Origin of the sequence: Allostreptomyces psammosilenae, assembly GCF_013407765.1 — a bacterium.
Taxonomy (GTDB): domain Bacteria; phylum Actinomycetota; class Actinomycetes; order Streptomycetales; family Streptomycetaceae; genus Allostreptomyces; species Allostreptomyces psammosilenae.
On record NZ_JACBZD010000002.1, the window covers coordinates 1,006,686 to 1,020,626 of the forward strand.

Annotated in this window: 8 protein-coding genes and 1 tRNA gene; 3 read left to right on the forward strand and 6 right to left on the reverse strand. The window is 72.9% G+C overall.

The window, feature by feature from the left end; genetic code table 11:
• Window positions 1–227: 227 nt before the first annotated feature.
• Window positions 228–680, forward strand: coding sequence for a VOC family protein (locus FHU37_RS26540; protein ID WP_179817161.1), 453 nt, complete (start codon window positions 228–230; stop codon window positions 678–680).
• Between the two features lie 67 nt (window positions 681–747).
• Here FHU37_RS26540 and FHU37_RS26545 read toward each other — a convergent pair whose 3' ends face one another.
• On the reverse strand, window positions 748–1,563 hold the full coding sequence (locus tag FHU37_RS26545) for a phosphotransferase (protein ID WP_179817162.1): 816 nt from the start codon (window positions 1,561–1,563) through the stop codon (window positions 748–750).
• Between the two features lie 265 nt (window positions 1,564–1,828).
• Complete coding sequence (xynA, locus tag FHU37_RS26550; protein WP_179817163.1) at window positions 1,829–2,521, reverse strand: endo-1,4-beta-xylanase XynA; 693 nt, start codon at window positions 2,519–2,521, stop codon at window positions 1,829–1,831.
• A gap of 511 nt (window positions 2,522–3,032) precedes the next feature.
• Between xynA and lplAB the strand changes: the two genes are divergently transcribed.
• Window positions 3,033–4,097, forward strand: coding sequence for a lipoate-protein ligase LplAB (gene lplAB / locus FHU37_RS26555; RefSeq protein ID WP_179817164.1), 1,065 nt, complete (start codon window positions 3,033–3,035; stop codon window positions 4,095–4,097).
• Window positions 4,098–4,167: 70 nt separating this feature from the next.
• Here the strand turns inward: lplAB and hrpA are convergent, their stop codons facing one another.
• Both hrpA and FHU37_RS26565 read right to left on the reverse strand, forming a co-directional pair.
• Window positions 4,168–8,316 carry an ATP-dependent RNA helicase HrpA gene (gene hrpA / locus FHU37_RS26560; RefSeq protein WP_179817165.1) on the reverse strand — a complete coding sequence of 1,383 codons (4,149 nt, stop codon included), beginning with the start codon at window positions 8,314–8,316 and terminating at the stop codon, window positions 4,168–4,170.
• Between the two features lie 296 nt (window positions 8,317–8,612).
• Window positions 8,613–8,685: transfer RNA gene (locus FHU37_RS26565), tRNA-Arg, on the reverse strand.
• A 771-nt stretch (window positions 8,686–9,456) separates the two neighbouring features.
• Here FHU37_RS26565 and FHU37_RS26570 point away from each other — a divergent pair.
• Window positions 9,457–9,870, forward strand: coding sequence for a single-stranded DNA-binding protein (locus FHU37_RS26570; protein WP_312892901.1), 414 nt, complete (start codon window positions 9,457–9,459; stop codon window positions 9,868–9,870).
• 1,335 nt (window positions 9,871–11,205) lie between these two features.
• Here FHU37_RS26570 and FHU37_RS28730 read toward each other — a convergent pair.
• Window positions 11,206–11,841, reverse strand: coding sequence for a response regulator transcription factor (locus FHU37_RS28730; protein ID WP_312892878.1), 636 nt, complete (start codon window positions 11,839–11,841; stop codon window positions 11,206–11,208).
• Window positions 11,835–13,082 carry a sensor histidine kinase gene (locus FHU37_RS29175; protein WP_281394839.1) on the reverse strand — a complete coding sequence of 416 codons (1,248 nt, stop codon included), beginning with the start codon at window positions 13,080–13,082 and terminating at the stop codon, window positions 11,835–11,837. The genes FHU37_RS28730 and FHU37_RS29175 overlap by 7 nt, the downstream gene beginning before the upstream one ends.
• Between the last annotated feature and the right edge of the window lie 859 nt (window positions 13,083–13,941).

The window sequence follows — 13,941 nt, forward strand, 5'->3', positions numbered from 1 at the left end:
GTTCCCGGGGACGCTCCCGACGCCGCGTCACGGCCGCGCCGTCACCGCGTCGCGCCCACCCGGAGCCCCGGCCGGTGAGTACGGTGATCCCGTGCCGGCCCTCCACCCGGCACGGCCGCCGTTCGGCCCGCCCCGCCCATGCCGCCCGTCCGGCACCGCCGGACCCGCGCCGCCCGACCGCGCCGTCCGGCCCACACCGTCCCCGAACCCCGTCCCCCGGAGCCGCCATGAGCACCGTCCCCGCCCGGATCAGCCTGGTCACCCTCGGCGTCGCGGACCTGCGCCGCGCCACCGACTTCTACCGCGCCCTGGGCTGGCGGCCGTCCTCGGCCTCCGTCGAGGGAGAGGTCACCTTCTTCCACACCGCCGGCGGAATCCTCGCCCTCTACGGCCGGGACGCCCTCGCCGCCGACAGCGGCCGGGAGGCCACCGGCCCGCACCCCGGTCCCGCGCCCTTCCCCGGCATCGTCCTCGCCCTCAACCTCGGCAGCCGCGCCGAGGTCGACGACGCCGTGGCGGCCTTCGTGGCCGCCGGCGGCACCGTGCTGCGCCCGGCCACCGCCGCGGACTGGGGCGGCTACCTCGCCTACGTCGCCGACCTGGACGGACACACCTGGGAGCTCGCCCACAACCCGGCCTGGCCGCTCGACGAGGCCGGCCTGCCCCGCCTCCCCGACTGACCCCCGCCCGCCCGACTGACCATCGGCTGCCCGACCGACCCCCGCCTGCCCGGCGGCCGGCGATCCGTCAGCTCAGCAGCGCCTCCACGAACCCGTCACGGTGGGTCGCCAGCCAGGCCTGCATGCGGTCCCAGCGCTCCCATCCGCCGTTCGCCGCCATCGCCCGCAGGTACACCGGGTCGCCGTCGGCCACCCGCCGGGCGACGAAGGCCCGACCGGCCTCGGTGGCCTGCTCGATGACGCCGGGCAGTTCGGCCCGTTCCCGGGTGGAGAGGCCGTAGCCGTCGGCGAGGATCCGCAGCCGGCTCGGCGCGTCCAGTCCGTCGGGGTAGGCGAGCGCGGCGGACGTCGGGTCGAGCATGGGCACCCAGTAGCGGGCGGTCATCGCGACGTCCCAGATCGGGCGGCCCGGTGCCGCCAGGTCGAAGTCGATCAGGGCGGCGGCGCGGCCGTCGCGGAAGACGACGTTCTCCGGGCACACGTCGTTGTGGCACAGCACCGTCCCTCCCTCCGGGTCGGCCAGCTCCCGGGGCCAGTCCACGGAGGCGTCGACCGGAACGGCGGCGCCCGCCTCGTGCAGCCGCCGCAGCAGGGCCCCCACCGACTCCAGGGCGGCCGTGGTCAGCGCCCAGGCGGGGAACGGTGGCAGGGCCACCTCGCCGGGGAGGAAGGTCAGGTGCTCGCGGCCGTCGTCGGTGAGACGGACCGGCGTCGGGGCCGCGTCGAAGCCCCGCCGGCGGAGCGCGGTGAGATGGGCGTGCAGGGCCGGCGCGTTCCGCGGCGCCGGACGATCGACCAGCCCGCCCCGGCGGAAGACCGCGCCGGCGTTGGCCATGCCCCCGGACAGCACCTCGCCGTCCGCCTCCCCGCCCCGTGTCGTCATGCCCCCACGCTACCGCCGGCCCCTTGCCGATCGGCCGGGCCGGGCCGACGGACCTGGCTGGAGCCGGCCGGGCCGGACCGGGTGGACAGCACTGTGGCGCGGTGGCCATGGGCCGCCGCGCCACGGGCGTGGTGTTCCGTGCGTTGGGGAGGGGTGTCGCCTACCGCGGGAGTCCGGGTCGCGGGAGTCCGTGCCGTGGGAGACCGGCCGGGTCAGGTGGTGCCGACCCTCCGGGCCGGGATCGTCCCCACCGGGGGCGGGATGGTCACCCGCTCACCGTGATGTTGGAGCTCCCGCTGCTCTGGTAGCCCTCGGTCGCCATGATCATGTAGTAGCTGAAGCTGCCCAGCGGCATGCCGTAGCGGGACCACGCGTCGAAGTGGTTGCCGGTGGTGATGCTCCCGCCCGTCCGCCGCTGCTGCCGGACGCTCCAGTACTGGTTGAACGTGCGGGTGCCCTCGACGGAGGGGGCGTTGTACCGCGTCGTCTGGTAGACGTCGTACGTGCCGCCGTCGCTGGTGACCGTGCCCTTGTACGTCCCCGTGGGCCGGTAGGTGCCCCAGTTGTCCACGATGTAGTACTCCACGAGCGGGTTCGAGGTCCACCCGTAGAGGCACAGGTATCCGTTGCCGGAGGGGCTGAAGCTGCCGGAGTAGCGCACGGTCCGGCGTCCGCCGTTGCTCCATCCCTTGCCGCAGACGAAGTTCCCGGTGTTGCGCCACGAGGTGCTGTACTGGCCGCCCGACCCCATGGTCATGGAGACGGTGCCGGGAGCGTCGGTCCAGAACGAGTAGTAGAAGCCGTTGTGGTTGCCCGTCTGGTTCGAGGTGACGGTCTGGGCGTGGGCGGTGCCGGTCGTGGGCAGCAGCAGACCGGTGGTGACCAGCGCCAGGGCGCCGGTGCGGCCGACGAACCTCCGGCGGCTCATCGGGTCGGCGGGGGCGTCGTCCTCGTACATGCTTCCTCCTCGTGAAGGCTGGCGGGGGCCAGACAGCGTGATACGGCGGGGCCGTCCGGGGCCGGGTCGCCAGCGGCCGCGCGCCGACGGCGGCGTCGCGCGGCCGCTGGCGACATGCGCATGACAACGCACCGCTGGGTGGCGCCAGTGCCCCGGACCGACAGTGGCTCAGGTCTGTCGATGCCGACAGTGTTGGTCTGGGCTGTCGGGGTGTCAATAGTTTCGGTAACGTTCGGAAGAGCGGTCATCGCGTCGCCGGACTCCTTGACGGGGCATTAAAGCTGGTCATGATGGTGTCGTGTCGATACGGTGCGGGGGCGGCTGACTGGGGCGATGGTTCCGAGAGCGCTATCAGGGATGACGGTGTAGAAAGTTTCGGAAGGAGCCTCGGGCGATCCGCGGCCGGGGGTGACGCCGCCGTGACCGGCCCCGTGGCCGGTTCCGTCCGGGCGGACGGCCCGCTCCGGAGGTACCGTGAACGCCCGGGGCATGGCGGACGGAGGCGGAAGCGGTGCACGGCGAGTACAAGGTGCCCGGCGGCAAACTGGTCGTGGTCGACCTCGACGCCGACGCCGGCGTGCTGCGGAACGTGCGGGTCGGCGGCGACTTCTTCCTGGAACCGGACGAGGCGCTCACCGCCATCGACGCCGCACTGGAAGGGGCCCCCGCCGACACCGATGCCGAAGGCCTGGCCGCCCGCGTCGAGACGGCCCTCCCACCCGGCACGGTGATGTACGGACTCACCGCCGAGGGCGTCGCCGTCGCGGTCCGCCGCGCCCTCGCCCAGGCCACGGACTGGACCGACTACGACTGGCAGCTCGTGCACACCGGGCCGCAGTCCCCGGCACTCCACATGGCCCTGGACGAGGTGCTCACCGCCGAGGTCGCCGCCGGCCGCCGCCCGCCCACGCTGCGGGTGTGGGAATGGGCGTCCCCCGCCGTGATCATCGGCAGTTTCCAGTCCCTGGCCAACGAGGTCGACCAGGTGGGCGCGGAACGCCACGGCGTCACCGTGGTACGCCGGATCTCCGGCGGCGGGGCCATGTTCGTGGAGCCGGACAGCACCATCACCTACTCACTGTCCGTCCCCGACGCCCTGGTCAAGGGGCTGTCCTTCGCCGACAGCTACGCCTACCTCGACGACTGGGTGCTCGCCGCCCTGGGCGACATGGGAATCCGCGCCTGGTACCAGCCCCTCAACGACATCGCCACCGAGGCCGGCAAGGTCGCGGGCGCCGCCCAGAAACGGATGCTCGGCCCCGGGGGAAAGCCCGGAGCCGTCCTCCACCACGTGACCATGGCCTATGACATCGACGCCGACAAAATGCTCGAAGTGCTGCGCATCGGAAAGGAGAAGATCTCCGACAAGGGCATCAGGAGCGCCGGAAAACGCGTCGACGCGCTGCGCCGGCAGACCGGCCTGCCCCGCGAAGCCGTCATCGACCGCATGGTCGGCTCCTTCCGCGACCGGTACGGCCTGAGCACCGGCCGGATCACCGACGAGGAGATGGCGAGGGCCCGCGAACTGGCCGCCACCAAGTTCAGCTCCATGGAATGGCTCACCCGAGTGCCCTGACGGCCGCGGCGCCCCGCACACGCACGCACGAGGCCCCACGCGGCCGCCACGGCCACCTCCCCGGACGGACCTACGGCGCGAACCGGTCCATCGCCCGGCGGATCCGCTTCTCCGACACCGGATACGCCGTCCCGAGACCCTGCGCGAAGAAACTCACCCGCAGCTCCTCGATCATCCAGCGGATCTCCCGCACCTCCGGCTCCTCCCGCCGCGCCGGCGGCAGGCTCTCCAGCAGCCGCTGGTACTCCTCGCGCACCTGCGCCACCTCACGGGTGCGCTCCAGGTCCCGCCCGGGCGACTCCGGCAGCTTCACCAGCCGCCGCTCCACCCCGCGCAGGTACCGCAGCACGTCCGGCAGCCGCCGCCAGCCCGTCGCCGTCACGAACCCCGGGAAGACCAGCTCCGCCACCTGCGCCCGGGCGTCCGCCAACGACGGCAGCAGCGCCGGCGACCGCACCGAGCGCAACTGCTGCTCCACCACGTGCCAGGCCGCCAGGATGCGGTGCGTCTTCACCACCGTGTCCAGCACCACGTCCGCCAGGTCCGCGCGCACCCGGTCGTACAGCGCCCGGAAGCCCTCCGCGTCCCACGCCGGACCACCGGCGTCCGCCATCAGCCGGTCCACCGCGGCGCTCACACAGTCGTCCAGCAGCGCCGCCACGCTGCCGTGCGGACTGCGCCCCAGCGCCAGCTTGTCCCGGTTCGACAACCGGTCCTGCACGTACTTCAGCGGCGAGGCGCAGTTCAGCAGCAGCAGCCGGCGCGTCCCCCGCCACATCGCCTCCCGCTGCTCCGCCTCGGTGGCGAACGAGCGCACCGCGACGCTGTCCCCCTCGTCGACCAGGGCCGGGAACGCCCGCACGGCGTGCGCCCCACGGCGCTGCTCGAAGGTCCGCGGCAGCGTGCCCAGGGTCCACTCGCGCAGGCCCTCCCGCTCGAAGCCGCCGGCCGCGGCCGCCGCCGAGATCTCCTCCCGGGTCCGACCCCGCAGCCGCCGCTTCAGCTCCTCCAGGTCCTTGCCCTCGCCCAGACGACGCCCGTTCGGCCCCTCCACGCGGAACGTCATCCGCAGGTGGTCCGGGACACGCTCCCACTCCCACGCCTCACGCGGCACCGCCACCCCGCGCAGCCGGCGCAACTCCCGGCCCAGCACGTCCAGCAGCGGCTCCCGGCCCACCTCGTCGGACCCGCGCAGCCGCTGCAACACCGCCCGGGCGTGGTCCGGCGCCGGCGCGAAGTTCCGGCGCACCTGCTTGGGCAGCGACTTGATCAGCGCCGTGACCAGCTCCTCGCGCAGACCCGGGATCTGCCACTCGAAGCCCTCCGGCGACACCTGGTTGAGCACCGGCAGCGGCACGTGCACCGTCACGCCGTCGGCGTCCGCGCCCGGCTCGAACTGGTAGGTCAGCCGCAGCCGCAGATCGCCCTGCACCCACTCGTCCGGGTAGTCCCGCTCGCTGACGTCCCCGGCACGCTCGCTGACCAACATCGACGCGGAGAAGTTCAGCAGCTCCGGACGGCTGCGGCGCTCCTTCTTCCACCACGCGTCGAAGTGCGCGCCGGAGACCACCTCCGCCGGGATGCGGCTGTCGTAGAAGGCGAACAGCGTCTCGTCGTCCACCAGGATGTCGCGCCGCCGCGCGCGGCGCTCCAGGTCCTCGACCTCCTCCAGCAGCTCCCGGTTCTCCTTGAAGAACCGGTGGTGGGTGCGCCAGTCCCCCTCCACCAGGGCGTGCCGGATGAACAGCTCCCGGCTCAGCTCCGGATCGGTGCGGCCGTAGTTGACCTTCCGGCCCGCCACGATCGGCACCCCGTAGAGCGTCACCCGCTCGAAGGCCAGCACCGCAGCCTGCTTCTGCTCCCAGTGCGGCTCGCTGTAGGTGCGCTTCACCAGGTGCCCGGCGAGCGCCTCCGCCCACTCCGGCTCGATCTTGGCCGCGATCCGACCCCACAGCCGGGACGTCTCCACCAGCTCCGCCGCCATCACCCACCGCGGCGGCTTCTTGAACAGACCCGACCCCGGGAAGACCGCGAAGCGCGCGCCGCGCGCCCCCAGGTACTCCTGCTTCTCCGGATCCCGCAGGCCGATGTGCGACAGCAGCCCGGCCAGCAGCGACATGTGCAGCCGGTCCGCGTCCACCTGGGCGTCCCCGCCCTCACCGGCACCGTCCCCGGTGGGCGCCGGGCCCGTCCCCCCGTCGACCACCGGGTCGTCCACCGACTGCGCCGGGACCTGCCCCCCGCCCTGGCCGCCGCCCCGGGGACGCCGCCGCGGCTCGTCCTGCGGCACCGCGATCCCCAGCGAGGCCGCCATCTGCCGCAGCTGCCCCACGATGTCCTGCCACTCGCGGACCCGCAGGTAGTTCAGGAACTCCGCCTTGCACAGCCGGCGGAACGCCGAGGAGGACAGCTCCCGCTGCTTCGCGCGCAGGTACCGCCACAGGTTCAAGTACGCCAGGAAGTCCGAGGTCTCGTCCGCGAACCGGGCGTGCTTCTCCGCCGCCGCCTGCTGCTTGTCCGCCGGACGCTCCCGCGGATCCTGGATCGACAGCGCGGCCGCCACCACGATCGCCTCGGACACGCACCCGTTGCGGTCCGCCTCCAGCACCATCCGGGCCAGCCGCGGATCCACCGGGAGCTGCGCCAGCTTGCGGCCCAGCGGCGTCAGCCGCCGCCCCTCGCCGCGCCCGGCCCGGCCCGCCCCCTCGCGGCCCTCGTCCTCCCGGTTCGGGCCGCCGTCGCCGCCGCGACCGCGCGCGCCCTCCACCTCCAGGGCGCCCAACTCCTCCAGCAGCTGAACGCCGTCCCGGATGTTGCGGCGGTCCGGGGGATCGATGAACGGGAACGCCGCCAGATCGCCCAGGCCCAGCGAGGTCATCTGCAGGATCACCGAGGCCAGGTTGGTCCGCAGGATCTCCGCGTCGGTGAACTCGGGGCGGGAGAGGAAGTCCTCCTCCGAGTACAGGCGTATGCAGATGCCGTCGGAGGTGCGCCCGCACCGGCCCTTGCGCTGGTTCGCCGACGCCTGCGAGATCGGCTCGATCGGCAGCCGCTGCACCTTGGTGCGGTGGCTGTACCGGGAGATCCGGGCCGTGCCCGGGTCCACCACGTACTTGATGCCCGGCACCGTGAGCGAGGTCTCGGCCACGTTGGTCGCCAGCACCACCCGCCGGCCGGTGTGCGGCTGGAACACCCGGTGCTGCTCCGCCACCGACAGCCGCGCGTACAGCGGCAGGATCTCGGTGTCGCGCAGGTTGCGGCGGCCCAGCGCGTCCGCCGCGTCCCGGATCTCCCGCTCGCCGCTGAGGAACACCAGGATGTCGCCCGGGCCCTCCGCGATCAGCTCGTCCACCGCGTCGCAGATGCCCTGCACCTGGTCCCGGCCGCCCTCGTCGCCCTCCTCGGCGTCGTCGGCGTCCTCCACCAGGGGCCGGTAGCGCACCTCCACCGGGTACGTCCGGCCGGACACCTCGATCACCGGGGCGTCGTCGAAGTGCCGGGAGAACCGCCCGGGATCGATCGTCGCCGAGGTGATGACCACCTTCAGCTCCGGGCGGCGCGGCAGCAGCTGTTTCAGGTAGCCCAGGATGAAGTCGATGTTGAGGCTGCGCTCGTGCGCCTCGTCGATGATCAGCGTGTCGTACTGGCTGAGCATGCGGTCCCGCTGGATCTCGGCCAGCAGGATGCCGTCCGTCATGACCTTCACCAGGGTGTCGTCGCCCACCTTGTCGGTGAACCGCACCTTCCAGCCGACCGCCGCGCCGAGCGGCGTCCCCAGCTCCTCGGCGACCCGCTCCGCCACCGTGCGCGCGGCCAGCCGGCGCGGCTGGGTGTGGCCGACCATCCCGCGCACGCCCCGGCCCAGCTCCAGGCAGATCTTCGGCAGCTGGGTCGTCTTGCCGGAACCCGTCTCGCCGGCCACGATCACCACCTGGTGATCACGGATCGCCGCCAGGATCTCGTCCCGGCGCGCGCTGACCGGCAGCGCCTCCGGATAGCGGATGGTCGGGACGGCGGCGCGCCGCCGCGCCACCCGGCGTTCGGCGGTCTCGACCTCGGCGGCGATCTGCTCCAACGCGACCCGACGGGTCTCGGCGTCGCCACCCGCCCGGCGGAGGCCGTCGATGCGGCGCCGCAGGCGGCGTTCGTCGCGGAGGGTGAGTTCGGGCAGGCGGGCCCGCAGGTCGGCGAGCGGAGAAGTCACTGGCGGCGTTCCCATACGGTTGCAAGGATAAGCGGCCCACGGGCGGGCAGCCGGCCGCGCGCCAGGGGCGCCGGGCCACAGGCCAGCATGCCCGCTCCGCGCGCCCGCGCTCGAATCCTTATTCCGTCCCTCCCCCGGACGCGCCGTCCGAACGGCCCCGTCGGCCCCGCCCCGCCCCCGAACGGCCCCACCCGCCCTGCGCCCGGGGCCCTTCCCCGGCACCCTCCCCGACAGCCCCTTTCGGCCGTTCTCAGCCCCGGCAGCACGAAGGCCCCGGCCCAGGAGTAGGCTCCTGGGCCGGGGCCCGACCGCGCCCCCGGCAGGACTCGAACCTGCGACCAAGTGCTTAGAAGGCACCTGCTCTATCCACTGAGCTACGGGGGCTCGCCGACGGCCTGTGGCGGCCTGTTCGTGCCACGTGCGTTCCGGTGCGCCCCGGTCGTGGGCCAGCCTCCCCCGTACGGTGTCCATGCACCAGGATAGGGGGGCCGGTGCCCGGCTCCCGTGATCATCACCCGGACCGCCAGGACGGTGCCCCGACCGGTGCCGGTTGAGCTCCGTGCGGTGCCGTGGCCGGCCGAGCGGTGCGCCGTCCAGTAGGTCGCCATGATGATGACAGTTCACCGGCGACTGGCACATGGACGGACCGGTGGCAGACGGGTGTTAGTTGTGGACTCGTTACGGCCCGGCCCCCGACCCGTTATGCGGTGAACCGTCCGAGGTAGGCATGGTGTCGGAGAGTGTCCGGATCGGCCGGATCCGGTAGGCATCCGCGAGATCGCCGCGCCCTTCCCCCGCCTCCCGCTCGCACGTCCCGAACCCGCTCGGACGCTGACCGGGGCGGGCGGCCGGTCGGCTGGCTAGCCCCCGGGTGTGGCCGGGCCAGGCCGGGGTCGGCAGGGGGCGCGTGAACGTTCCCAGGGTTCGCGCTGGGCCATCCGGGTGGTGGAGACGCCGATCGGTTCGGAAGTCGCGGGGGTTGTGTGCCACGGTGCCGACAGGCGCGGACGGAGTTATCCACAGGCTGGAGAAGGGGACTTCCGCCGGTACGGGGATAAAGGGAATCCTTGGCCGTGGAGAGATCCAGCCGGCTGAACAACCAGTGGTGACGGGCAGTCCTTCGGCGATGCCCGGGTAGATACGGGGAAGGCATTGGTGTTCGACACTTATACGACAGTACTAGGAAACGTGGCCACGCCGCCGAAGTCGTTCGTCGTGCCCAGCGGGGCGTCCATGGTGACGTTCCGGCTGGCTTCCACGCCGCGAAAGTACGACAAGGAAAAGGGTGGGTGGAAGGACTGCCCCTCCAGTTTCTACACGGTGGTGGCGTGGAAGATGTTGGGGGAGAACATCGCCGGCTCGGTGAGCGTGGGGGACCCGCTCATGGTGATGGGCAGACTCCGGGTGCGGGAGTGGGAGGGGGACAAACAGCGCCACACGGTCGCGGAGATCGAGGCCATCTCGGTGGGACACGACCTGTCCCGCGGGACCTCGGCGTTCCGCAGGGTCGTCCGCCCCCACGCCGATCCGCTGCCCCCGGACACGGTGACGCTCACGCGCACCCGCTGATCCCCCGGGGGCCTCCCCCTCCCCCCAGGGAGCCACCGCTCCCTCCCGCCCCTGGGCCAACGCTCCCACGGGCGGAAGTCCAGCGCCACCACGGGCCCCGGCGCTGGAGGCCGACCGGGTCACCACCGCCTCACCCGGAGGCGGCCACCCGGTCGGCCGGCCCGGCGCGGCCGAACGAGCGCCAGATCGCACGCCGAGGCGTCGCCACAGGGGAGCAGCGGGGGAGTCCGGACAGTCAAGCGGCCACCCGGGACCGGACAACCGGGTGGCCTTCCGAGGAGAGGAAAGAAAGGAGGAAGGGAGCCAAGCCATGAGGCAGGCGCCGGGACGCGGTCAACTCCGCGATCCCGCCGGGTGTGAGAGTTCGCGCCCGGCACCGTCTGCGGCTTGCTCCCCACCTCCCCCTCCAGGACGAACTCGGGGGAGGAGCGCGAACCCGGGCAGGCCACGAGCCAGTCAGCGGTGTGTGGCGCCTGGGGAAGCACACGAGCGCGGACCAGCCAGCGGCGTGGCCCGGGCCCTGAGGGGATGAGGGCAGAGCTGAGGGGGAGAGGGCAGCGAAGAGCCCTCGGCGCAGGCATGAGGAACAGGGCAGAGGCTGGGGGAGTGGTGGAGCGGTGGAGCGGAGGAGGAACGGAGAAGGGAACAGGCAAAGCAAGTGGCGGGGAAGGGTTCCTGGAGTGACAGGAGAAGGGGTGGGTGGCTGCTGAAGGGGGCCCGGCGGGGAGGAGGGCGGGTTCCGGGGTTGAGTGGATGAGGGGAGGCCGGCGCAGGGGGAGGGGTAGGGGAAAGCGAGGGTGGGAGAGAGAAAACGGGGGCGCGGCGGGGATGTGGGCTGGGTAAGCGGGCATGGGCGGGGGCGGGCGGGGTGGGAATTGAGGGGCGGGGAAAAGGGGGAGGGGGAGGGGCGGGCAAGCCCGGGCCCGATGTGGGGAAGAAGTGTCATGGGCATGCTTGTAAGGCGGCGGTGGCAGGTATGTGCATACGAGAGACGGGGATTTCGCCAGGTCAAGCTGGCGGGGGCGGGCAGGGGGTGCCATGAGGGCCTGGGGGAGGCGGCGCTGACGATTCCTGGAGGGCCAGGAGGAAGCTGGGCGTGGGAAGACGGGGGTGCCGGCGGGAGATCTAGTGGGAAGCCGTAGCCGGCAGGGCAGGTGGGAAGCTCGGAGGCAACCGGGCGCGAAGCTGCCGAGGCAGTCGGGAAACCGCGAGGCGGAGGGCGGGGCACTACCGCGCGCGTGGTGTGGCCGGATCGCCGCACCAAGCCGCCGCCCACCGTGCACGGTGAGGCCTGCTGGGTGTGGCGGGCCCGGAGCAGGGCGGGCGCGGCGCTCTTCAGCGGTCGACGAAGCCCGACTCGTAGGCGATGATCACGGCCTGCGTGCGATCCCGGGCGCCGAGCTTCGACAGCACGTTGCCCAGATGGGTCTTCACCGTCTCGGTCCCGACGCCCAGTTCGTCGGCGATCTCGGCGTTCGTCAGCCCCTTGGCCACCAGGCGCAGCACTCCCGCCTCCCGCTCCGTCAAGCGCGGCAGCGCCCGCCCCCCGCCGCCGTGGCGCGTCGCCAGGTCGCGGATGGCCGTGGGGAACAGCAGGGAGTCGCCGGCGGCCACCACACGGATCGCCTGCACCATCTGCTCGGCCCGCGCCCGCTTCAGCAGGAAGCCGGAGGCCCCCACCCGCAGCGCCTCGTAGACGTACTCGTCGTTCTCGAACGTGGTGACCACCAGGACCTTCGGGGGCGCCTCCGGCACCGCCGCCAGCAGTTCCCGCGTCGCCGCGATCCCGTCCATCCGCGGCATGCGCACGTCCATCAGCACCACGTCCGGCGCCGTTTCGCGCACCAGGGGAACGACCTCGCCGCCGTCGGCCGCCTCGCCCACCACCGTCAGGTCCGGCTCGGCGTCGATCACGGCGCGTAGCCCGGCCCGGATCAGCGCCTCGTCGTCGACCACCAGCACCTTCACCACGGCAACCTCACCTTCAGCACCCACGCCCCGTCCATCTCTCCCGCTTCCATCTCTCCCCGAAGTACCTCCACGCGCTCCCGCATCCCCATCAACCCCCGGCCTCCCGCGCGCCCCCTGCCGGGGGTTCGTGGCGCCGCGGGCAGTTCGTTGGTGATCTCCAGTTCCACGGCGCGCTCGCGCACCCGCAGCCCCACGCGTACCGGCACCTCCCCGGCGTGCCGCAGCGCGTTGGTCACGCCCTCCTGGACGATGCGGTAGGCCTCCCGGGACACGGCCGCCGGCACGGTCCCCGGCGGGCCGTCGACCACGAGTTCCACCCGCTGTCCGCCCGTTCCGGCCCGCTCCACCAGCGCGGGCAGGTCCCCCAGCGCGGGCTGCCGCGCGACCCCGTCCGGGCGTTCCTCGCGCAGCAGTCCCAGCACGTGGTCCAGTTCCTCCAGGGCGCTGCGCGCGCACTCCTCCACCGAGGTCAGCGCGGTGCGGGCGAACTCCGTGTCGGTGTCCAGCAGGCGGGCGGCGGCTCCCGCCTGGACGGTGATCACGCTCAGCGCGTGGCCGACCGAGTCGTGTAGCTCCCGCGCCAGGCGGTTGCGCTCGGCGAGCCGGCGGCTCCGTGCCTCGGCCTGCGCCAGCCGCTCCGCCGGCGACGGGCCGAGGAGCGCGGGGCCGAGTCGGGCGAGCGCCGCCGCCGCGCCCCTGATGGCGAGGGCCAGCAGCGCGAGGACGGCCGGTCCGGCCGGCAGGGCCCAGGCGGCGGCCCAGCCGGACGGCAGCGCGGTGGTGGCCCCCGCCGTGGCGGTCTGCTGCTCCACGAACGGCAGCGTCATGATCCAGAGGGCGAACGGCACCAGGGCCAGCGTGAGGCCGCCGGCGATCCCGCCCACGGCCAGGTGCGCGGTGAACCACGCGGCGGTGCGCCGTCTGCGGTCCCACGACGGCCGCTCCCGTGGCTCGTCGGCCGGGTCGGGCAGCGCGACGCCCAGCAGTTCCCGGGCCGCCGTGGTCTCCACCCGGCGGACCGGCAGGACCAGCCCGCTCGCCGCCACCACGGGGAGCACGGCGAGGAAGACGCGCGGGTCCGTCACGGCGCCGTACCCGTCGGTCGCCCGTCCCGCGCCGACGAGTTCCGCGACGAGCGCCCCCAGCAGCATGTAGGGCATCAGCAGCGCGCCGCCGAGCAGCAGGTGCACCCATCCGCGCCACAGCGCGCGGGCCGGGGGCGCGGGGGAACGGGGCGTCATGGGGCCGACCATAGCGAGGGCCGCAATCGGGCTCGGCGGCGCTCGGGATTCGGCGGGCAAAGGGCCGGACGGGGAGCCGGGGCGGGTGTTCGGCGGCCGGTGTTCTGTACCAGGTGCGTAACAGAATTGCCGTGCGGCGCGGTGTTAATGACGGGTGTTCGGGGCGTCGGGGCGGTGAATGGGGTGCGTCACCGCTGGGTGACCGGCGGGTGTGGCGGCAAGTCGTCGGAGGGGCGCCCCGCGCGTTGGGTAGTCGGCGGAGTGCTTCCGGCGGCTCGTCAGGGCGCCGCGTGGCGGCGGTTTGGGGCGGGACGGCCGAACGGGCGAGAGGCGTGGCGTACGAGGGACAGAGTGGGAGTGGGGGGTTGGTGAGCAGTGTGGGACGGGAGAGGATGACGTGGCAGGTGGTCACGTCTGTGCTGGCAGTGGCGCGCGCTGATGTCCGTTTAGGGTGATAAAGGGGGCGTTAGGTGGCTGTAGTGACTATCGCGCCCATATGGCGCAAGTGAGGCAATTGCTCATTAGATAAGATTTGGATCGGTTGTTTGCCCTTCTGGTTCGTCTGATGTCTCTTCTCGTCGAGCCGTTTCATTGATCTGTCGACTATCGGGACGTTTTCTCACCCGGCAGAACCAATCGACCGATCATCCGTTATGGTGGCCTCCGCGCAGTCGCTTGCTGCGTCTCAAGCTCCCCGTACGGTTTCCCGTGGCAGGACGGGAGCTCCCATCTTTCTGGCCTTAGCAGGGCGTGCTACCTTCCGCCCTGCAACGGAGGGGAATCTATGTTGCACGTTCGAAGGCGAGTCAATCGCCTTTGCGCCGCCACCGTCGTGGCGGCTGTCGCCACGGCGGGCCCC

Excerpts from the sequence above, each read along its gene's own strand:
- FHU37_RS26540 (WP_179817161.1), top strand. The coding sequence starts at position 228 with ATGAGCACCGTCCCCGCCCGGATCAGCCTGGTCACCCTCGGCGTCGCG.
- FHU37_RS26545 (WP_179817162.1), bottom strand. The coding sequence starts at position 1,563 with ATGACGACACGGGGCGGGGAGGCGGACGGCGAGGTGCTGTCCGGGGGC.
- xynA (WP_179817163.1), bottom strand. The coding sequence starts at position 2,521 with ATGTACGAGGACGACGCCCCCGCCGACCCGATGAGCCGCCGGAGGTTC.
- hrpA (WP_179817165.1), bottom strand. The coding sequence starts at position 8,316 with ATGGGAACGCCGCCAGTGACTTCTCCGCTCGCCGACCTGCGGGCCCGC.
- FHU37_RS29175 (WP_281394839.1), bottom strand. The coding sequence starts at position 13,082 with ATGACGCCCCGTTCCCCCGCGCCCCCGGCCCGCGCGCTGTGGCGCGGA.